General features: G+C 47.4%; 21 protein-coding genes. 8 read left to right on the plus strand and 13 right to left on the minus strand.

What is annotated here, in order from left to right; translation table 11 throughout:
- The first annotated feature begins 2 nt into the window (after positions 1 to 2).
- Complete coding sequence (locus AKJ31_RS06590) at positions 3 to 1,328, plus strand: Na+/H+ antiporter family protein (protein WP_053408307.1); 1,326 nt, start codon at positions 3 to 5, stop codon at positions 1,326 to 1,328.
- 69 nt (positions 1,329 to 1,397) lie between these two features.
- Here AKJ31_RS06590 and bamC read toward each other — a convergent pair whose 3' ends face one another.
- Both bamC and dapA read right to left on the minus strand, forming a co-directional pair.
- A complete protein-coding gene (gene bamC / locus AKJ31_RS06595; protein ID WP_053408308.1) occupies positions 1,398 to 2,423 on the minus strand; it encodes an outer membrane protein assembly factor BamC in 1,026 nt (341 codons plus the stop codon).
- Positions 2,424 to 2,478: 55 nt separating this feature from the next.
- A complete protein-coding gene (gene dapA, locus AKJ31_RS06600; RefSeq protein ID WP_053408309.1) occupies positions 2,479 to 3,357 on the minus strand; it encodes a 4-hydroxy-tetrahydrodipicolinate synthase in 879 nt (292 codons plus the stop codon).
- A 287-nt stretch (positions 3,358 to 3,644) separates the two neighbouring features.
- Between dapA and AKJ31_RS06605 the strand changes: the two genes are divergently transcribed.
- On the plus strand, positions 3,645 to 4,187 hold the full coding sequence (locus AKJ31_RS06605) for a glycine cleavage system transcriptional repressor (RefSeq protein ID WP_053408310.1): 543 nt from the start codon (positions 3,645 to 3,647) through the stop codon (positions 4,185 to 4,187).
- Positions 4,188 to 4,208: 21 nt separating this feature from the next.
- Positions 4,209 to 4,679, plus strand: a complete 471-nt coding sequence (gene bcp, locus AKJ31_RS06610; protein ID WP_053408311.1) for a thioredoxin-dependent thiol peroxidase — start codon at positions 4,209 to 4,211, stop codon at positions 4,677 to 4,679.
- A 65-nt stretch (positions 4,680 to 4,744) separates the two neighbouring features.
- Here the strand turns inward: bcp and AKJ31_RS06615 are convergent, their stop codons facing one another.
- The 3 genes from AKJ31_RS06615 to AKJ31_RS06625 form a co-directional block, all read right to left on the minus strand.
- Positions 4,745 to 6,616, minus strand: coding sequence for a methyl-accepting chemotaxis protein (locus tag AKJ31_RS06615; protein WP_053408312.1), 1,872 nt, complete (start codon positions 6,614 to 6,616; stop codon positions 4,745 to 4,747).
- A 211-nt stretch (positions 6,617 to 6,827) separates the two neighbouring features.
- The gene (locus AKJ31_RS06620; protein ID WP_053408313.1) at positions 6,828 to 7,895 is read right to left on the minus strand and encodes an AI-2E family transporter; all 1,068 of its coding nucleotides are present in this window, start codon (positions 7,893 to 7,895) and stop codon (positions 6,828 to 6,830) included.
- Positions 7,896 to 8,123, minus strand: a complete 228-nt coding sequence (locus tag AKJ31_RS06625; RefSeq protein ID WP_053408314.1) for a sulfurtransferase TusA family protein — start codon at positions 8,121 to 8,123, stop codon at positions 7,896 to 7,898.
- A 236-nt stretch (positions 8,124 to 8,359) separates the two neighbouring features.
- Here AKJ31_RS06625 and bepA point away from each other — a divergent pair, with 236 nt between their 5' ends.
- The 4 genes from bepA to AKJ31_RS06645 are packed head-to-tail and all read left to right on the plus strand — an operon-like array spanning position 8,360 to position 11,167.
- The gene (gene bepA / locus AKJ31_RS06630; protein ID WP_053408315.1) at positions 8,360 to 9,811 is read left to right on the plus strand and encodes a beta-barrel assembly-enhancing protease; all 1,452 of its coding nucleotides are present in this window, start codon (positions 8,360 to 8,362) and stop codon (positions 9,809 to 9,811) included.
- Positions 9,812 to 9,828: 17 nt separating this feature from the next.
- The gene (gene arsC / locus AKJ31_RS06635) at positions 9,829 to 10,173 is read left to right on the plus strand and encodes an arsenate reductase (glutaredoxin) (RefSeq protein ID WP_053408316.1); all 345 of its coding nucleotides are present in this window, start codon (positions 9,829 to 9,831) and stop codon (positions 10,171 to 10,173) included.
- Positions 10,170 to 10,736: an NAD(P)H:quinone oxidoreductase gene (gene wrbA / locus AKJ31_RS06640; protein WP_053408317.1), complete on the plus strand. Its 567-nt coding sequence runs from the start codon at positions 10,170 to 10,172 to the stop codon at positions 10,734 to 10,736. The genes arsC and wrbA overlap by 4 nt, the downstream gene beginning before the upstream one ends.
- A gap of 5 nt (positions 10,737 to 10,741) precedes the next feature.
- Positions 10,742 to 11,167: a DUF2069 domain-containing protein gene (locus AKJ31_RS06645; protein ID WP_053408318.1), complete on the plus strand. Its 426-nt coding sequence runs from the start codon at positions 10,742 to 10,744 to the stop codon at positions 11,165 to 11,167.
- Positions 11,168 to 11,241: 74 nt separating this feature from the next.
- Here the strand turns inward: AKJ31_RS06645 and AKJ31_RS06650 are convergent, their stop codons facing one another.
- Entirely contained in the window at positions 11,242 to 12,510 is a 1,269-nt protein-coding gene (locus AKJ31_RS06650) for a DUF2066 domain-containing protein (RefSeq protein WP_053408319.1), read from the minus strand.
- Positions 12,511 to 12,773: 263 nt separating this feature from the next.
- Between AKJ31_RS06650 and AKJ31_RS06660 the strand changes: the two genes are divergently transcribed.
- Positions 12,774 to 14,021: a uracil-xanthine permease family protein gene (locus tag AKJ31_RS06660; RefSeq protein WP_053408321.1), complete on the plus strand. Its 1,248-nt coding sequence runs from the start codon at positions 12,774 to 12,776 to the stop codon at positions 14,019 to 14,021.
- Positions 14,022 to 14,096: 75 nt separating this feature from the next.
- On the opposite strand, the gene ybaK is transcribed toward AKJ31_RS06660, so the two are convergent.
- The 7 genes from ybaK to prfA all read right to left on the minus strand — a co-directional run bounded on the left by ybaK (position 14,097) and on the right by prfA (position 20,779).
- Positions 14,097 to 14,570 carry a Cys-tRNA(Pro) deacylase gene (ybaK, locus tag AKJ31_RS06665; RefSeq protein ID WP_053408322.1) on the minus strand — a complete coding sequence of 158 codons (474 nt, stop codon included), beginning with the start codon at positions 14,568 to 14,570 and terminating at the stop codon, positions 14,097 to 14,099.
- Positions 14,571 to 14,671: 101 nt separating this feature from the next.
- Positions 14,672 to 16,333 (minus strand): bifunctional UDP-sugar hydrolase/5'-nucleotidase UshA, encoded by a 1,662-nt coding sequence (gene ushA / locus AKJ31_RS06670; protein WP_053408323.1) that lies wholly within the window; start codon positions 16,331 to 16,333, stop codon positions 14,672 to 14,674.
- 368 nt (positions 16,334 to 16,701) lie between these two features.
- Positions 16,702 to 17,553: a 3-deoxy-8-phosphooctulonate synthase gene (gene kdsA, locus AKJ31_RS06675; RefSeq protein ID WP_053408324.1), complete on the minus strand. Its 852-nt coding sequence runs from the start codon at positions 17,551 to 17,553 to the stop codon at positions 16,702 to 16,704.
- 45 nt (positions 17,554 to 17,598) lie between these two features.
- Positions 17,599 to 18,408, minus strand: a complete 810-nt coding sequence (locus AKJ31_RS06680; RefSeq protein ID WP_053408325.1) for a SirB1 family protein — start codon at positions 18,406 to 18,408, stop codon at positions 17,599 to 17,601.
- A 22-nt stretch (positions 18,409 to 18,430) separates the two neighbouring features.
- The gene (locus tag AKJ31_RS06685; RefSeq protein WP_053408326.1) at positions 18,431 to 18,814 is read right to left on the minus strand and encodes a SirB2 family protein; all 384 of its coding nucleotides are present in this window, start codon (positions 18,812 to 18,814) and stop codon (positions 18,431 to 18,433) included.
- A 12-nt stretch (positions 18,815 to 18,826) separates the two neighbouring features.
- On the minus strand, positions 18,827 to 19,687 hold the full coding sequence (gene prmC, locus AKJ31_RS06690; protein ID WP_053408327.1) for a peptide chain release factor N(5)-glutamine methyltransferase: 861 nt from the start codon (positions 19,685 to 19,687) through the stop codon (positions 18,827 to 18,829).
- A 3-nt stretch (positions 19,688 to 19,690) separates the two neighbouring features.
- A complete protein-coding gene (gene prfA, locus AKJ31_RS06695) occupies positions 19,691 to 20,779 on the minus strand; it encodes a peptide chain release factor 1 (protein WP_053408328.1) in 1,089 nt (362 codons plus the stop codon).
- Between the last annotated feature and the right edge of the window lie 14 nt (positions 20,780 to 20,793).

Raw genomic sequence — 20,793 nt, forward strand, 5'->3', positions numbered from 1 at the left:
CTATGAACCCAGTTGTAATTTCCGTATGTATCATGCTGGTGCTAGCACTGATGCGCGTGAATGTCGTGGTTGCTCTGACATTTAGCGCGATTGTAGGTGGTGTAGTCGCTGGTATGAGCCTGAACGATGCGGTCGCTGCTTTCGAAAGCGGCTTAGGTGGCGGTGCCACTATCGCACTTAGCTATGCAATGCTTGGCACGTTTGCTGTCGCGATTTCAAAATCGGGCATCACTGATCTGCTTGCCAACAGCGTGATTAAACGTATTCACGGCAAAGAGAATGGCGCGGCGTCTACAGGTTTGAAATACGCGGTATTGGTCGCGCTAATTCTAGTGACGATGTCTTCGCAGAACGTGATTCCAGTGCATATCGCCTTTATCCCAATTCTTATTCCACCTTTGCTAGGCGTTTTTGCGAAACTAAAACTCGACCGCCGTATGATCGCGTGTGTTCTGACCTTTGGTCTCGTCACACCATATATGGTTCTTCCGGTAGGTTTCGGTGGCATCTTCCTAAATAACATCCTGCTTAAAAACCTGCACGACAACGGCTTAGAAACCGTTACTGCTAGCCAAGTACCGATGGCGATGTTACTGCCAGCTGCGGGGATGATTTTTGGCCTAGTGACTGCGATTCTGTTTAGCTACCGCAAACCACGCGAGTACAAAGAGACAGAAATGACGCATGTTGACACCAACACAGACCATATCAAGAAGAAAAACATCTTGGTTGCTGTCGCAGGTATCGTAGTTGCACTTTCTGCGCAGTTGACCACAGGTTCGATGATCGTTGGCGGTCTTGCTGGCTTTATGGTGTTCACCTTTGGTGGCGTAATTGCTTGGAAAGAGACACAAGATGTCTTCACCAAAGGCGTACACATGATGGCGATGATCGGTTTTATCATGATTGCTGCAGCAGGTTTTGCGGCAGTAATGAAGCAAACGGGTGGTGTCGAGTCATTGGTTGAAGCGCTTTCAACCAGCATTGGCGACAACAAACCGCTAGCAGCGCTATTGATGCTGATTGTAGGTCTATTAGTGACGATGGGGATCGGTTCTTCGTTCTCAACCATCCCAATCATTGCAACCATCTACGTCCCGCTTTCGCTAGCGTTTGGCTTCTCACCGATGGCAACCGTAGCACTTGTGGGTACGGCTGCAGCATTGGGTGACGCGGGTTCTCCTGCGTCTGACTCGACCTTGGGTCCAACATCGGGTCTAAACGCAGATGGCCAGCACGAACACATTTGGGAAACCGTAGTACCGACCTTTATCCACTACAACATTCCTCTGATTATTTTCGGTTGGATCGCGGCAATGACGCTGTAATCAAGAAAGCAGACACAAAAAAAGCTGACCTCATGGTCAGCTTTTTTATTACTCTTAAACAGTGAGCGCTTATTCAGCGTGCTTACGCGCAACCGCACTCAGTACAGGCGCTAAGTCTTTCAGTAGTTGCTCTTCTACTGGCTTACCAGAGGCATCGGTAACGTTAACTGAAGTACGGTTTCCTAAGTCACCAAACAAGAAGGTGTACGTACCTGGCTTCAAGTTAACCGGATTAACACCAATCTCATTCCAGAAATCACCGTTTGGCTCCGCGTATTTCGCTTTAACAGTGCCTTGAGACTGGTTACGAGCTTCGATAGTAAAGCCCATCTCTGGCAACAATTTTGGTAGTCGCGGCCACAATACGTCGTAAGGCGTACGTGCAATGATAACCGGGAAGCCACTGCGGTCGGTACCCATGCTGATTGGAATGTGTTTCACCAACTCTTGTGCTTTACGCGCTGCTTCTTCACGAACTTCCATGTCGTAGTGTGCTGTCACCATGTTGGTCATCAGCGTGTTGTAGCGCTCTTCGTTGGTCACGGTGACAGAATGCTGCTTGCCACCTTGTTGCCAGTCGATCAACGATACTTTAAAGCCGTGACGACCCGCAGATTCAATACGGTCGATTTGGTAACGTGCACCGACTTCGCTGTCTTCGTCTTCCGCTTGCCAAACCACCCAATCCGTTTCAACTCTAGAGTCTGTTTTCTCACGTAGTTTTATGTTCTGTTGTTCAAGCATTGTCAGCGCCGACTGCCATACCTTGTCCAACTCATCTTCACGGATAAGCCACAGCGTTATTTCACCGTTGCCGCGCTCTGGGCGCGCACCCGGAATTAACTCGAGAATCTGTTGCGGTGGACGAATATCGACTTCCTGACCAATACCACCTTGATAATCACCTTGCGGGATTTGGTAGTTGGTGTAGAACTGCGGTGTAGCACCATCAGCTAGTTTCCACTCTTTCATCGCTGGAGTATCTAAATACTCGAAGTCATCTTTCGCTTGACGACGCTGCGTTGGACTACTGGAACATGCGGATAAAACAAAAACAGCTAGCGAACTGAGAACTAGCTGGCGCGACAATTTCATTGAAACTCCTGATAAGTAAATGCCGAAGAGTTCTCTTCGGCAATTCTTCCTAAATTTAGTAGATACAAGCTTCTGACATTGCTTGAGCAACAATCGGACGAGCACTTTCTGACAATTCAGTCAGAGGCAGTCGCAGATCGCCGTTCGCAATCAGGCCCATCTTATGCGCCGCCCATTTAACAGGGATCGGGCTAGATTCGATGAACAGATTCTTATGCAGAGGCATCAAGCGTTGGTTGATGATTTCCGCTTCTTCAAACTTACCTTCTTTCGCCAGTCTGAACATTTTTGCCATATCTTCAGCAGCGATATTGTTAGTCACTGAGATCACGCCTTGACCGCCCTGCTTAACGAATTCTAGGCCAGTCGCATCATCACCACTTAGTAAGATAAAATCTTCGCCACAAAGTTCACGGTGAATTGCAATTCTGCTTAAATCACCCGTCGCATCTTTTAATGCAACGATGTTTTCGATTTCTGACAAACGCGCCACAGTCTCAGGCTTAAGGTCAACGGCGGTTCTGCCCGGCACGTTGTATAAGATTTGTGGAACGTCGCTCTCTTCAGCAATCGCTTTGTAATGCTGGAAAAGACCTTCCTGAGTCGGCTTGTTGTAGTAAGGGGTAACGCTTAAGCAGCCAGCAATACCTGAATTGTTAAGCAAACGGCTGAATGTAACAGACTCATGAGTAGCGTTAGCACCAGTACCTGCAATTACAGGAATACGGCCTTCAGCAAACTCGACAGTCTTCATTACAACTTTGACATGCTCTTCAATAGTCAGCGTCGAAGACTCACCAGTTGTCCCAACTGCGACAATACCGTCTGAACCTGCGGCTACATGATAATCAACCAGCTTTTTCAAGCTTACATAATCTACTTCGCCATCATGGTTAAATGGTGTAATTAACGCTACGATACTTCCTGAAAACATGTCCTTCTCCCTCAATTTGTTCTTTCTGCATGGTACTTTAAGCCGATTGAAAAAGACAAGCGCTTAACACCGCTTAAATCACCTAAATGGATGAATATTTATCAGATGTTAGATATTTGGCAAATTACGCCTTTTATTTGCCCCTGTGTCAGTACTGAGTAAGGATATTTACGGGCTTGGCGCTAATTGAACAAAAATGATTCTAAAGCGCTATCACGCCATTTTTCTTAAAGTTATCTGTGCTAAGCTAACGTATTAATAATCTTAATAAGAAAATAAGTGATACTATGACTCAACATCTAGTGATTACGGCGGTGGGGACAGATCGCCCAGGTGTATGCAACCAAGTTGTCCACCTAGTCACACAGTCTGGATGCAATATTGTTGACAGTCGCATTGCTCTCTTCGGCAATGAATTCACGCTAATCATGTTGCTCTCAGGCAACAATGCATCGGTCACTCGTGTCGAAACCACCTTGCCACTTCTTGGCCAGGAACATAACCTGATCACCATCATGAAGCGCACTTCTACTCATGCACCGCTGGACACCTCTTACACCTTGGAAGTATTTATCGAATCAGACGATAAGCCTGGATTAACCGAGCACTTTACCCAGTTCTTTGCCCAAAAAGAGATCGGACTTTCATCACTCAGCGCGCAAACCATCGCCAAAGAAAAAGTGGACAGAGAATCCAATCAGTTCCACATTGCGATTACCGCAAGCGTCGACTCAGAGTGTAACCTGATGCAGCTTCAAGAAGAGTTTGATGAACTTTGTCAGCAATTGTCCGTACAAGGCTCACTGAATTTTATAAAAAACAGCAAATAAGCAAATAAGAAAGGAAGAAGAATGAACACGCTAACAGCAGGCACTCCAGCTCCAGCATTTTCTTTATTAGATCAAGACGGTAACACGGTATCTCTGTCTGATTTCGCTGGCAAAAAAGTACTGTTTTACTTCTACCCAAAAGCAATGACTCCGGGTTGTACTGTACAGGCGCAAGGCCTACGTGACGTAAAAGCGGAATTGGACGCACACAACGTTGTGGTTTTAGGCGTCAGCATTGACCCAGTAAAACGTCTGGGTAAGTTTATCGAGCGAGACAATCTCAACTTCACTCTGTTGTCAGATGAAGACCACGCCGTTGCAGAGCAGTTTGGTGTTTGGGGCGAGAAGAAGTTTATGGGCAAAGTGTACGACGGCCTACACCGCATCAGCTTCCTGATCAACGAAGAAGGTGTGATTGAACACGTTTTCAACAAGTTCAAAACCAAAGACCACCACGAAGTGGTTCTAAATTACTTAAACGAAAACAAGTAATACCCAGCAAATAAATAAAAACGCCAGCTCGATGCTGGCGTTTTTTGTTGTCTGCGTAATCTTGCTTACACAATGAACTTGTTGAGCACCTCATCTTGCTCACGGACATTTTCTGTCTGTACTTGCATCGCAATATTGGCACTCTTCTGAGCTTCCGCTACTTGCGTTGACAGGTCTTTAATCTTCATCGTGTTGGCGTTGATTTCTTCCGCTACCAAGCTTTGCTCTTCTGCCGCAGAAGCGATCTGCATGTTCATATCGTTGATACGCTGAATTGCCTCCGAAATACGCTGCAGCGCACTGTCAGCTGCTTGTGAGCGCTCGACCGCATCAACCGCGGTGTGTTTACTCTCGCTCATTGCTGCAGACACCGCACTCGCGCCCGCTTGTAGCTGCTCGATCATACTGCGAATTTCAGTTGTTGACTGCTGAGTACGTTGCGCCAAGGTACGAACTTCATCCGCCACTACAGCAAAACCTCGACCCGATTCACCCGCACGCGCCGCTTCAATCGCTGCGTTAAGTGCCAACAAGTTGGTTTGGTCTGCGATATCGTTGATCACCTTCAAGATGGTTTCGATATTTGCCGTTGCTGACTCTAGGCCTTGAACCTCTTCGACCGCTTGGTCGATACGCGCTGCTAGGTTGTCAATTGAGATAGTGGTCTCGTTCACCACAGACGAGCCTTCTTGCGTCGCAGTATCGGCTTCACGCGCTGCGCCTGCCGCGCCTTGGGCGTTGTTCGCCACTTCCGTCGCGGTAGCCGCCATTTCGTTCATCGCGGTTGCCAGTTGCTCTAGTTCTTGCAGTTGACTGTGCATCGCGGTCGCAGAATCGTTTGAGCTCTGTACCGTAATTTCAGTACCACGCAAGATCTCCGCACCAATCGCTTTGGATTGCTGAATCTGCTTTTGCAGGGTTTCAGTAAAGCGGTTGAAACCTTCAGCAAGCTGAACGAACTCTTTATCAGTGTTGGTATCCAGTCGCTTAGTCAGGTCACCTTGTCCTGACGCTACGTCCTGAATCGCATCGTTGAGCGTGCCTAGTGGACGCATCAGTACTTTGATCAGGAAGCTAAGAATCGCCACGCTCAATACTACGCCGATCACAACATAAATGATCGAGCTGTTACGCATTTCAGTCACTGCAGCGAAGGCGATACTCTCGTCAACAATCGCGCCGATGTACCAGTTTTCTGAAGGGACTTTAGTAAAACGAACGCGGAAATCTTTACCGTCGGCTTCAAACTGGTGAGTGCCTTCTTCGACCGAAACTTGTGGCAGGTACTTCGACATGTTCTCACCATTATTGGCCGCATCTGGGTGCGCAATCGTGGTGCCATCCTCTGTCACAATAAATAGGTAACCCGCGTCTAGCAGGTTTACGCTGTTAACAAGATCTGCCAGCCCACCCAGCTCTAAATCGTAGAACATGCCAGCGATAAAGCGACCATTTTCGTGTACAGGTGTACCAATCGAAATGATGACTTTTTTCGAAGACGCATCAACATAAGGAGCGGTGACCACCAGTTGACCTTGTGACTTAGCATCGATGTACCAAGGGCGAACTCGAGGGTCATAATCAGGCCCAGCGTCCCAGCCGTCGTCGTTCTCAATCACAAAGCCATCTGCTTCGTAACCAAAACCGACCGCAAGGAAACTGCCTTTTAGGGTTGGATTTTCGAGAATGTTCTTAACGGTTTGTCGGTCTTGCGGCGCAAGTTCAATAACTTCTGTGCTCGACAACGCCAAGGCTTTTTTGCTTTCCATCTCTGACTCAATAGTGTTCTTCACACCATTGACCATTTCAGTCAGACTGGTATCGACAAGCGCTTCGACTTCTTGCTTAACTGTGCTTAGTTGCTGAATAGACAAGAGAACTACCGTAATTAAAAGCAATCCAGATGCTGCAGCAACAATCTTTTGACTAAACTTCATAGAATCCCTCAATAGTCAGTCTTATTAATATAGTTATTATTTATTATTGATGTTATCGCCCTGACTGACGCTTTCTTGAGTAGAAACTTTTACATTTTCTTACTCATGTAAAATACATTTTAAGTTAACGTTACAATAAACGGTAAAAAAAAAGCTCCAGACGTGACATCCGGAGCTTTTTGACAAAACAAATGAATTTTCTATTTGCAGATTAAACTTGAGCTTCTTCCCCATCTTGGCTAGGTAGCGCATGCCAAACGGCCTTAACTAAAGTTGCAAGTGGAATCGCAAAGAATACGCCCCAGAAGCCCCACAAGCCACCAAACACCAGAACTGCGACAATGATGGCCACAGGGTGAAGGTTGACTGCTTCTGAGAACAATACAGGGACAAGAACGTTACCATCTAGAGCCTGAATGATGCCGTAAGCTAATAGCAACCAGTAGAATTGTGGTGTTAACCCCCACTGGAATAAACCCACCATCGCCACGGGTACGGTTACTGCAGCGGCACCAATGTATGGAATCAACACCGAGAAACCTACCGCAACCGCCAACAACACCGAGTAGCGTAAGTCCAAAATCGCGAAGGTAATGTAACTCACTCCACCTACAATCAGGATCTCCATCACCTTGCCACGAATATAGTTAGAGATTTGCTCGTTCATCTCTAGCCATACTTTGTTCGCCAAGCGGCGGTTGCGAGGCAAGATGCCACTCGCCATGCGAATCATCTCTTGTTTATCTTTCAGTAAGAAGAACACCAGCAATGGCACCAAAATCAGGTATACCGCCAATGTCGCTAAACTCACTAATGACGCTAGCGACCCTTTCAATACTGTCTCACCCATGCCAATCACCTGATTCTTCGCATTGGTGACAACAGATTCAACGATTTGGAAGTTTTCTAACTCAGGATAACGTTGTGGCAATTCAGCGATAAAGCCTTGTAGGCCAACGTACATGGTTGGTATATCGTTGATTAAGTTCCCTACCTGTTGCCAGATCGTCGGAACCAAACCAAACACAGCCACCATCATCAAGCTGCTAAAACCGACGATAACAAATATCACTGCGAGCGTTCTTGGCACACCAAAACGGGTTAAGTGAACAACTGGCCACTCGAGCAGATAAGCAAGAACGATCGCCACCAGCAACGGTGCAATAAGGTCGCCGAAAAAGTAGATGGTAATAAAGCCAAACAAGAGAATCGCCACAAGGCTGACCGCATGTGGGTCAGAGAAACGCCTTTTGTACCAACTGCTTATCATTTCAAACATTTAACATTTTTCCTTGGTTACATGCATACAAACGTAGCCATCCTTCTCTGTGCAAGTAAATGTAAATAATTGCTTTTGAAGAAACTTTTTAATATCAGCCATAGAGCTGGGGTCACAAATCAAAATCTGGCAACTCTCACCGATTTCCAATCCGGTAGTGTGACGCTTAGCAAGTAACAGCGCCAATGGACATCGCTCTTGGCGTAAATCCAAAATATTCGGTTCCATTCTTTCGCTCGATGCTTATCATGGTGGTATTGTATAGTGTTTTTTTAAACGCGTCAGTGTAAATAAAAGTACGGTTAATCAACTTTAACTCGCTTTTGACTTCTGCGCTTGTCACTGAAGTTTCGATGACTTTCCGCTAGGAAACCATCTGTGTGAACCGGTGTCAAAGGAAGTATCAGTCTTACCTATTTACAATAAGCTAGGACCAGTTTTTAACGGAGTATCATCTAAAGTTTATGTTTAAGCGCACGCGTTCTATGGTCTGCCTTTGTGTCGCAACCGCGTTAGCGACGCCAACGGTGACCGCATCCAGCATTGATTTACCCGACATAGGCACCACAGCCAGTGGCACACTGTCGATCGCGCAAGAACTTCAGTATGGCGATGCCTACATGCGCATGTTGCGTAGCAGCCAACCTATCGTCAATGATCCGGTCTTAAACGAATACATCAGCACTCTAGGCCATAAATTGGTGGCTAACGCAGATGACGTTAAAACCCCCTTTACCTTCTTCATGATCCGCGACCGCAACATTAACGCTTTTGCGTTTTTTGGCGGTTATGTCGCACTGCACTCAGGGCTATTTTTACACGCTCAAAGCGAGAGTGAACTCGCTTCGGTGGTTGCCCACGAAATCGCGCACGTAACTCAACGTCACTTAGCGCGCAGTATGGAAGAACAAGCCAAGCGAACACCCGCAACGATTGCGGCGTTAGCAGGTTCGTTGTTACTGGCGATTGCCGCTCCTCAAGCGGGTATCGCAGCGATCACCGCTACTACAGCGGGTAGCATGCAAGGCACGATCAACTACACCCGTAGCAACGAAAAAGAAGCCGACCGCTTTGGCATATCAACGCTGGCAAAAGCCGGATTCGAACCACAGGCGATGCCGAGATTCTTTGGCCGACTAGCGGACGACTTCCGCTACGCGAGCAAACCACCTCCGATGCTACTGACCCACCCGCTGCCGGAGGACCGTATCACCGATAGCCGTGCCAGAGCACAACGCTATCCAGATCCACGCATCAGCAGTTCATTGGAATATCACTTAGCGCGCGCTAGAGTGATCGCCCGCTACGCAGGTATTGATGCAAAATCGTCATTAGATTGGTTCGACCGAACTGAGAAAAAAGCGCAAGCTGACCTGCAACCCGCTTTTCAATATGGACGAGCATTGGTATACCTCGACAACAAAGAGCTCGATAAAGCCGCGGCAATATTGCAGCCGATGGCGAAAAAAGACCCGAACAACCATTTTTATCTTGATGCGTTGTCAGACCTTTACCTCGCACAAGATCAAATGGCCAAAGCGGAAACCATGTTAGTGAATGCGCTTAAAGCGTCACCGCAAAATCCGGTGATGACGATTAACTATGCCAACGTGTTAATCAAACAAGAGCGCAATCAAGATGCGGTGAGAGTTCTTCAACGTTATACCCACGATAACCCTAATGACTTGAACGGTTGGCACTTGTTGTCTGAAGCCAACATTCACTTGGGTAATAGCGGAGAAGACCTCGCAGCACGCGCAGAAATTTTGGCGCTAAAAGCCAACTGGAATAAAGCCATTCAGTATTATACTCAAGCGAGCCAACTCGCGGAGTTAGGAAGTTTACAACAAGCAAGATACGACGCTCGCATTGACCAACTGATGGTGCAGCGAGACCGTTTCTTAGCCCTACAATAACAACAGGAGTTATGTTTATGTCAGTCGTGATTTATCACAACCCACGCTGTTCAAAGAGCCGTCAAACTCTAGCGCTACTAGAAGAAAATAACGTTCAGCCAGAGATTGTGAAATATCTAGAGACACCACTCAACGTGGAACAACTGAAAGCGTTGTACGCTCAACTTGAGCTGGATAACGTTAGAGACATGATGCGTACAAAAGAAGACATCTACAAAGAACTCAACTTAGCCGATGCCTCAGACGACGCTTTGTTCGCCGCGATGGCTGAAAACCCGAAACTGATTGAGCGCCCAGTGGTTGTGCACAATGGCAAAGCTCGTCACGGCCGTCCGCCAGAGCAAGTATTAGAGATCCTATGAGTTGTAAGATCGTCGTTCTGTATTACAGCAGACACGGCTCAACCCGCGCTGTCGCAAGACAAATCGCCAGAGGGATAGAAGCTATCCCTCACTGTGAAGCCTTATTACGAACCGTAGAGGAAATCAGTGGCACCGAGCCATCGACTGACCCGGTTCTTACGCTCAATGAGTTAAAGCAGTGCGATGGCTTAGCGATGGGCAGCCCCGTCTGGTTTGGCAATATGGCCGGGCCGTTAAAACACTTCTGGGATCAAACCACACCCCTGTGGTTATCTGGTGAGCTGATCGATAAGCCAGCGTGCGTGTTCAGTTCTTCATCGACGCTGCACGGTGGTCAAGAAACCACGCTGCAAAGTATGATGTTGCCACTGCTGCACCACGGTATGATGATATTAGGCATCCCCTACTCAGAACCTAAGCTGCATTCCACCACCAGTGGCGGCACGCCATATGGCGCGACCACGGTGTCATCATCACCAGCAGGGCTCACCGCTGAAGAAGCAGAACTTGCTCAGCAGTTGGGTAAACGCTTAGCAACCACCGCTCTCAAAATGAAGGATTAAGAGACATGCAGGAAATGCAGTCCAAAACGAAACTATTCCGACTACTCGCTCTGTTCGGCAACTTAGCCTTATTGAGCTGGATAGCGTTGTGGCAACTATCACTTTCTCCGCACCCGCATATTAGCAGTACCACGCTCGCGATTGCTTGGGCGGTTCCTTTGCTACTGCCGCTACCTGGTATTTTAGCCGGTAAGCCCTATACCCACGCTTGGGCGAACTTTGTTCTGATGCTTTACTTCTTGCACGGCTTTACCATTCTCTACGTTGACGGTGGGGAGCGTTGGCTAGCATTGGTTGAACTGGCACTGACCACCACCGCATTTTTAGGCAACATCCTATATGCCAGAGCACGTGGTCAAGAGTTGGGCATGAAACTCAAACGTCTTTCTAAAGTTGAAAAAGAAGAGAAAGAGCGTTTTGAGTCAGAATAATGCGTTGTATGCGTAACCAGAATCAAAGAGGGTCTGCATTGGCAGACCCTTTTCTTTGTTCATCGTTTTTGAAACTAACTCGCCGCCGCAGATGTTTCAGGCTCAGCCGTATCTTCGACCGCACTCACTTCGTCTTCGCTGCTTGGCTGCTCTTCAACCACAGGCGCGACATAAGGTTTACCTTGCCACTTAAACACGAGGATCGTTTCTGCTGGTTCAGGTTTGATCGCTGGTAGTGTTGGCGCAACCTCCGCTGGCGTTTCTTCTACTGCAGGCGTAGTCGCTGGATCCTGTACGCTACCCTCGCCTTGTGGAGTCACAATCGGCGCTACTTCTACAACCTCTGGTTGTTCAACAATGCTCGCCATTTGCGTCACTGGGTTCTTGCGCTGAACTTCTTGTTCAAACTCCGCCTGTGATGACAACAAGTGGACGTTAAACGTCACTTCGTTACTCTGAATTTTCACGATATCTATCGATGCGACTGAACTCAATTTCTTCAGGTTGTTCTCTAGTTTAAAGAAGCCTACCGCATCCGTTAGTTCGGTAAAGCGAACTTTTACCGCTTCTGAGGATTCACTCGACGCAACCACTGCATTATGTTTAGCGTAGTAATCACTGATTTGGTTGATCAGTTTACTCGCTGCATCGCCACCTGTATTGGTACCGGAAACTGGCGCTTGGCGAGTCACACCAATTGAGCTTGGATTTTGATCGTACAGTGTCCAACGCAGAGTATTACCTTGCGCTTTAACCACCAGCACTGCATCGACTGGATAACGTTGACTTGCCTGACCGACAGGACGCACAAAACCGCCCCATAAGTCAGAGACGTTAACGCCCGTAACATCATCAAAATCGCCAACCGGCACGGTAATTGGTAAGCCACGCTTTTCTGCCTCAGACTTCATTGTCGCTAGCAGCTCAGAGTCAGAGTGTTCCCAAATAATATTGCGCTCGGCTTGTTCTTCAACCAACCACACTAGTACGTTAGCACGGTCTGATGGCCATACAGGCAATTGCGCCTGACTAAGCAGTGAACGGATATGTGGCTCGCTAAACGCCATTTTTATCGTCTGCTCGCCGTCGATTTGGCCGTAGCTGATTTGCGTCAGATACTGACTATTTTGCTTTAGCGCCTTAGTGACAACTTGGTTGCTGGCTGCACTAGTATCACCCGATGCCCGCACGATCACTTCTTTCATGCCTTCGATACGCGCCTGCGCATCGGCATTCTCTGCTGAGCTATCTAAAAGAACTTCTGTTCGGTACAACTCGATGTTTGTCAGTGCCATGGCAGGCAAACTAACAAGTCCTAAGACTAATAAAGCTAAACGACGCATACGCTTCCTAAGATTAAACTTTTACCACTTTGGTCATGATAATAAGCAACTATTGGCGTCGGAGCAACCAAAGCACTATTTTATCAATACGATAGCCAAGCCTTTTCTCGAAAGACTTCGAGCCTGTTCGAACAATAAAAAAGGAATAATTGATCCAGTTCGGATTGCAATCGATTGCGATGGTGATAAAATCCCGCGAATTTTATTTTATTCAGGGCAAATTTGTACTTTTTGCCCTTTTGGCCAGCTAAAGGAATAAACACATGAAAAATGCCATTCAAGGCGCTCAAATGCTATTCGTCGCATTTGGTGCACTCGTTCTGGTGCCGCTGTTGACAGGTTTGGATCCTAGCGTCGCTCTATTTGGTGCAGGTGTCGGTACCCTTCTTTTCCAACTTATTACTCGCCGCTCTGTTCCTATCTTCCTTGCTTCTTCTTTCGCTTTCATCGCTCCTATCCTTTACGGTGTTCAAACTTGGGGTATCCCAGCCACAATGGGTGGCCTGATGGCAGCTGGCTTTGTGTACGTAGCGATGGGCGCACTGATCAAAGTACGCGGCGTGGAAATCATCCACAAGCTGCTTCCACCAGTTGTAGTTGGTCCAGTAATCATGGTGATTGGTCTAGGTCTGGCACCAGTTGCGGTTAACATGGCGCTAGGTAAAGGCGGTGACGGTGCTCAATTGGTAGATGCGCAAGCTTCAATCATTATTTCTTGTGCCTCACTACTAACGACGATTGCGCTTAGCGTGTTTGCCAAAGGCTTCCTTAAGCTTATGCCTATTCTTGGTGGTATTGTGGTTGGTTACGCACTGAGCCTTGGCTACGGTATTATTGATTTTACGCCAGTACAAGAAGCAGCATGGTTTGCACTGCCGAACTTTACTTTCCCGGAATTCAACATCAATGCGATTCTATTCATGATCCCAGTGGCTATCGCTCCAGCGGTTGAGCACGTGGGTGACATGTTGGCGATTTCAAACGTGACTGGCAAAAACTACCTGAAGAAACCGGGTCTACACCGCACAATCACAGGCGACGGTGTAGCAACAATTGCTGCTTCAATGGTTGGCGCGCCGCCAAACACGACCTACTCGGAAGTCACTGGCGCAGTGATGCTAACCAAAGCGTTCAACCCAGTGATCATGACTTGGGCGGCGGTATCAGCGATTGTTCTGGCTCTTGTCGGAAAACTTGGCGCTGTGCTACAAACCATTCCGATGCCAGTAATGGGCGGCATTATGATCCTGCTGTTTGGTTCAATCGCGACGGTTGGTCTTAATACGCTTATCAAGAACAACGTTGACCTACACAAATCACGTAACCTTGTGATTGTAGCGATTACGCTTGTGTTTGGTATCGGCGGCATGGCATTCGGCATTGGCGAGTTCAGCCTACAAGGCGTGAGCCTATGCGGTATCGTAGCAATCCTGCTTAACCTGCTACTGCCAAAAGACATCGGTGAAAACCACGTTGTCGATAACGCACAAATGGAAGAAGAACTAAAATAACGTCTTCTGTTCTTGAATAGAAAAAAGGCTGGCGCATCAACGTCAGCCTTTTTGTTATCTGTTATTTAGCGCGATTTAAATGCACAGCTCCGCAAACTGCCCTCTGGTTAATGCAGCTAAGTCTTGTGGTGCGAGTTCAATTTCTAGCCCACGCTTGCCCGCACTAACACAAATGGTTGCTTTGTCTAATGCACTTTGGTGAATGAAAGTCGGCAACGCTTTCTTTTGCCCAAGCGGACTAATACCACCAACGACATAACCCGTCGTTTTCTGCGCGATATCAGGATCGGCCATATCCGCCTTCTTCGCTTTTGCCGCTTTTGCCGCCAACTTAAGGTTCAGTTTCTGATCAACAGGAATCACGGCAACTGCGAGGCTTTTTGCCTCACCATTCATACAAAATAGCAGCGTTTTGAATACTTGTGATGGATCTTGTCCTAGCACTTGTGCCGCTTCTAAGCCGTAGCTATCTGCTCTTGGGTCATGCTCGTATTGATGAATGGTATGAGCAATTTTTTTCTTTTTAGCGAGATTAATAGCTGGAGTCATGAGCTCTCCAATAGAAAGGTATTAGGGAAATACAAACAATAAAAAAGCGCTGCAATATTTGCAGCGCTTCTAGTTAAAGAGATTTGTAATTTGATGTCAAATTACTTGTAAACAATCTCACCAGACGGAGCGTATTTGTTCACGTCGATTGGGCTGTTTACTTCTAGGTACTCTTTCAGTACTTCTGCATCCACAAAGCCAGTGTTCACAAAGCCTGGGTGCGCAGTCAGTTTAGGGTAACCGTCGCCACCAGCCGCGTTAAAACTTGGTACTGTGAAGCGGTAAGTCGCGTCTAGACGAAGCTGTTTACCTGCGATGAATACGTTTGATACTTCACCGTTTGCAACTGTCATTGAAATACCAGCAAACTGAGCGTACGCGCCTGAATCAACAGGTTTAGTCGCAACAACGTTTAGGTAGTCCAGAACTTCTTTACCGCTCATATCGGTGTAAGTCAGGATGTTTGCGAACGGTTGTACTTTCAGTACGTCTTTGTACGTAACATCACCTGATGCGATTGAATCACGCACACCACCCGAGTTCATTACCGCGAAGTCTGCTTTTGCGCGTTCCATGTGAGCTGTCGCAATCAGACGACCTAGGTTAGTCTGTTGGAAACGTACAACGTTACGGTCGCCTTCCAGTTTGCCGTTAGTTTCAGCGATCTTAACGTCTAGCTGAGACTGGCCTTTTTCTTGGTAAGGACGTAGGAACTCAAGTAGTTCTTGGTCTTCTTTGATTTCGTCTTCGATCAATACGCGCTGAGATTCGCCGTTAACTTTGATTTTCTTCTTCAAGTTAACTGGGATTAGGTCGTAGCTCACCATTTCTAGTTCACCGTTACGGAATTCGTAATCGGCACGACCTACGTATTTACCCCATTCGTGTGCTTGAACGATGTAAGTACCGTTTTGCATGTCTGGCTTACACTCGTCAGACGGTGCGAAGTTCTTCTTCACAACGTTTGGTGCTTCCATACATACAGGCTCTTGAGAGTGACCACCAACGATCATGTCTAGAGAACCTTCGTCTAGGTAACGAGCTAGCGCCACATCACCTGGTGCATTCACACCACGGTTGCCGTCTTCGTAGTGACCCATGTGAGTAACCGCGAAGATAAGATCTGGTTTTTCAGTCTTCTCTAGTTCAGCAATCAGCTTTTTCGCTTCTTCTTTTGGATCACGGAACTCGATACCACCGATGTATTCTGGGTTACCAATTTTTGCCGTATCTTCGGTTGTCAGACCGATAACTGCAATTTTGATACCTTGCTTGTCAAACATCTCGTAAGCCTGGAACATGCGCTCGCCAGTCTCTTTGTCGTAGATGTTTGCTGAAAGCATTGGGAAACCAGCCCACTCTTTTTGCTTGAATAGCACGTCTAGCGGGTTATCAAATTCATGGTTACCTAGCGCCATTGCGTCGTAACCAATTTTGCTCATGCCTTTGAAGTCTGGTTCAGCATCTTGAAGGTCTGACTCAGGAACACCTGTGTTGATATCACCGCCAGATAGCAACAGCACGCTACCACCTTCGGCTTGGATACCTGCACGCAACTCATCGATCAGAGTCTTGCGCGCTGCCATACCATATTCACCGTATTTGTTCTGCCAGAAACGACCGTGGTGGTCATTGGTGTGTAGAACCGTCAGCTTATAAGTTTTATCCGCTTCCCACTCATGCTGAGGCGCAGTTGCACAACCAGCTAGAGTTGCAAGAATTGCAGCGCTCAATGCGCTTTTTACGATCAGGCCTTGCTTCATTGTCATACCTTTTGAACTTTTTTGGGGTTTCCACTGCTTTTTTGTTACTGCTCTAATGAATAGACAAATTCGGAAAGGACGTCCGATGAGAGCAGTAAAACTTGAACTAGTTTAAATTAACAATAAATACCTGACATACAGATTTCATATTTATGTAGAGTCGATCACCTAAAAGCCTCAAAAAATGTGTAACAAATCAACGTAGTTGCAATTGACACACCAAATGATCACAAGCAATCGTTTAGCTGTGAAGTCAGTTTAACTGGCTGATCTTGAGAGCGAAATCGCTTATTCAACACGGAATGGCAGCCAATAAAAAAGGCTGGCGTTTAAGCCAACCTTTTCATGCAATTTTCTGTCGTGACTGATTATTTGATATCGATGTTATCGAAACCTTTAATCAAGTCATCCAGCGCTTTCATTTGCGCTAGGAACGGCTCTAGTTTGTCTAGAGGTAGTGCCGATGGACCATCACACTTCGCTTGGTCTGGGTTCGGGTGCGCCTCGATGAACAGACCTGCAATGCCCGTCGCTAGACCCGCTTTCGCAAGTTCTACCGTTTGCTCACGACGACCACCAGAAGCTGCACCTGATGGGTCACGCATCTGTAGCGAGTGCGTTACGTCAAAGATGATTGGGCTGCCGTTAGAGACTGTCTTCATCACACCGAAACCTAGCATATCAACAACTAAGTTGTCGTAGCCGTGGCAAGAGCCGCGCTCACAAAGGATGATTTTTTCGTTGCCGCACTCAGCGAATTTCTCAACGATGTTACCAACCTGACCAGGGCTCATAAACTGAGGCTTCTTCACGTTGATCACAGCACCGGTTTTCGCCATCGCTTCTACAAGGTCAGTCTGACGCGCTAGGAAAGCAGGAAGCTGAATCACATCAACCACGTCTGCGACAGGTTGAGCTTGCGCTTCAGTATGTACGTCAGTGATGATCTTTACGCCAAAAGTATCTTTCAGCTCTTGGAAGATCTTCATACCTTCTTCCAAACCAGGACCACGGTATGAATGTACCGAGCTGCGGTTTGCTTTGTCGAAAGAAGCCTTAAATACGTAAGGAATACCCAGTTTCTCCGTCACTTTTACGTAGTGCTCACAGATCTGCATTGCCATATCACGTGACTCAAGCACGTTCATGCCAGCGAACAGGGTGAACGGCTTGTCGTTAGCTACTGGGATGTCTCCAACGTGGACGATTTTCTGTTCCATTCTCTTCTCTCTTTTATATCGTGGTTCGCTCTGAGTCAGAGGAACTTAATGTAAAGTTACCTGAGTACCACTCATGGCATTCACTTGATTCTTTAACAGCTCCGACGCAGGGTCGTCAGGGCAGTTTTCAATAAAGTACTGATAATCCGTCAGCGCGACTTGATGGCAGTCAAGCTGCTGATAGATATAACCTCGGTCGCGAATTTCATACGGGTCGTCTGGCACAAACGATAATGCCAGATCGGTACATTTAAGCGCCAACGTGTAGCGTTCTTCACGTAGTAGCGCGCTTTTAAGCAACGCCAACCAACGACCGATCACCGTCGGGTTGTCGGTTTCTTCTAAATGCTTTGGCTTTAATTTAGCGAGTGGGCCTTTGTGACCAATTAACCACGCGCCCAAGGTATGTTCAGTTACGTATTCACCGTTGAATGGGTTGATGTACTGCGGCGCCTCACCGTACCACTCGACTTTGATTAGGAACTGGCTAGGAAACGTCACACCTTTTAATGGAAAACCGAGCTTGCGACCGAAGTAAAGCAGTAACGCGCCTAAGCTCACCGGGATGCCTTTACGACGCTCGAGTACTTTATCAATGAACCCGTTGGCTGAATCGAAGTAAGCCTCACGATCGCCGCTAAAGCCCCACTGGTGGTAGAACAAACGTAACAAAGCGTCGAAGCGTTGTTTCTCATCCACTTCGTGTACCAAGCTTAGTTCAGCTTCTTGTAGTAATCGATGCAGTTCCTTCTCTGCCCATTGAACGCGCGTTTCTGGGTTGATCGCTTGGTTTAGCGCCAACGCCCCTTCCGCCAATTCCATTGCATCAAAGTCTTCATCAAATAACTCAAGCATTATTGGTGACCTACCTACTTAATTAACCAAAAAGAATTGGGGTTTTGGTTACCGCGAGTTTACCTGCGATCGCTAACCAACCCAGCGCACCGAAAAATGAAAAGGTACGTAGCAACTTGTTTTTACCCAATTTGAGCGCAAACAGGCCTAACGCGATGTAAGCCAACACACACGTTAGCTTTTCTGTCAGCCAAGGTGCAGCATCGGTAAACGGAATAAATCCGGTAATGAAGATCAACGCGACACCTGAAAGCAGTAGCGCTGTGTCGTTAATGTGTGGAAATACTTTAAGAAACTTCTTATCCAATAGCTTTGAGTTCGCCATCATCAATGCGTAACGCACCGAAAGCAGTGTCGCACTAATCACTATGGTAAGAAGATGGAAATGTTTTAATCCTTCGTACATTGTCGATTTCTCTTATTTTTCTGGTTGCCAACAGCCGATGGTTACTCGGTCATTGTCACCATAGTCCTTGAACGTTTCCACTTGGTGATAGCCAAGCGAGCTTAAAATATTTCTGACTGCCGCGCCTTGATCGTAACCATGCTCAAACATCAACCAGCCACCCGCAAGCAAATACGCTGGAGCGTGCTTGGCAATGTGTTTGATATCGGCCAAACCATTGTCTTCAGCCACCAGCGCACTAAGCGGCTCAAATCTAACATCACCTTGTGAGAGATGTGGGTCGGTCTTTTCGATATAAGGTGGATTAGAGACAATCAAAGCAAACTGCGTACCAGCATCGAGAGGTTCAAACCAGCTTCCAGCGCGAAACTCTGTGTTGATAAAACCTAAACGCTGCGCATTGGCGCTCGCCAGTTGCTGTGCTTCCGGTTTTAAGTCCACACCCCATACTTTGTGCTGCGGCAATTCAGAGGCCAGTGCAATCGCGATCGCGCCGGTCCCAGTGCCCAAATCCAAAATATCCCCAGAGGTTTGCAGCGCTTTGTCTAAGGCAATTTCAACCAATCTTTCAGTATCCGGACGAGGGATCAAAGTGCTTGGGGAAACGTGTAACGGCAGCGACCAAAACTCTCGTTCTCCGATAATGTAAGCCACTGGCTCACCATTTAAACGACGTTGCAGAATCTGCTCAAAATCGTTCAACTGTTTATCTTCAAGAATTTTTTCTGGCCAAGTCAGCAGAAAAGAGCGCGGCTTATCGAGCGCATGGCAAAGTAGCACCGCGGCATCAAGAGAGGGCGAATCACTGCCGCTCTCCTGAAGTCGTAACACGGCTTGTTTTAGTGTGTTTTCAACACTGTGTTCAGCCGACATTGATTAGTTGTTCTCTGCCAACGCAGCAAGCTGATCCGCTTGGTGTTCTTGAATCACAGGGTCAATCAAGCTAGCCATGTCGCCTTCCATTACTTCGTTTAGGCGGTAGATGGTTAGGTTGATACGGTGGTCCGATACACGGCCTTGCGGGTAGTTGTAAGTACGGATACGGTCACTACGGTCACCCGAACCTAACAGGTTACGACGAGTGTCTGACACTTCCGCTGCACGTTTTGCTTCTTCCGCTTGGATGATACGAGCTGCCAGCACCGACATCGCTTTCGCTTTGTTCTTGTGCTGTGAACGTTCGTCCTGACATTCAACCACAGTACCGGTTGGTAAGTGGGTAATACGAATTGCTGAATCCGTGGTGTTAACGTGCTGACCACCCGCGCCTGATGCACGGAATGTGTCGATCTTCAGGTCTGCTGCTTTGATTTCTGGAATCTCAGCCTCTGGAATTTCTGGCATGATTGCGACTGTACAAGCCGATGTATGTACACGACCTTGCGATTCTGTCGCAGGAACACGCTGCACTCGGTGACCGCCTGATTCAAACTTCAGTACGCCGTAAGCGCCATCGCCGCTCACTTTAGCGATCATCTCTTTGTAACCACCGTGTTCCGCTTCGTTCGCTGACATCACTTCGATACGCCAGCCTTTCTTCTCAGCAAATTTGCTGTACATACGGAACAGATCACCCGCGAAGATACCCGCTTCGTCACCGCCCGCACCGGCACGAATTTCTAGGAAACAGTTGCGATCGTCATTGGGATCTTTTGGCAAAAGCAAGATTTGCAGCTCGTCGTTTAGACGCTCGATTGCCGCTTTTGCTTCTTTGATCTCTTCCTGAGCCATTTCACGCATTTCTTCGTCATCTTCGTTTGCCATTTCTTCAGCGGCAACAAGGTCTTCTTGTGCTTGCTGGTAGGCTTGGAAACACTTGGTGACTTCTTCTAGCTGAGAGTACTCTTTTGATAGTGCGCGGAATTTGTCTTGGTCACCAATTACATCTGGGTCACCAAGCAGGTGTTGAACTTCTTCGTAACGCTCAACGAGTGTTTCTAGCTTAGTTAGAATCGAGGCTTTCATAGTTTTCTTAACTC

It is taken from the genome of Vibrio hepatarius, assembly GCF_001274785.1.
GTDB lineage: Bacteria > Pseudomonadota > Gammaproteobacteria > Enterobacterales > Vibrionaceae > Vibrio > Vibrio hepatarius.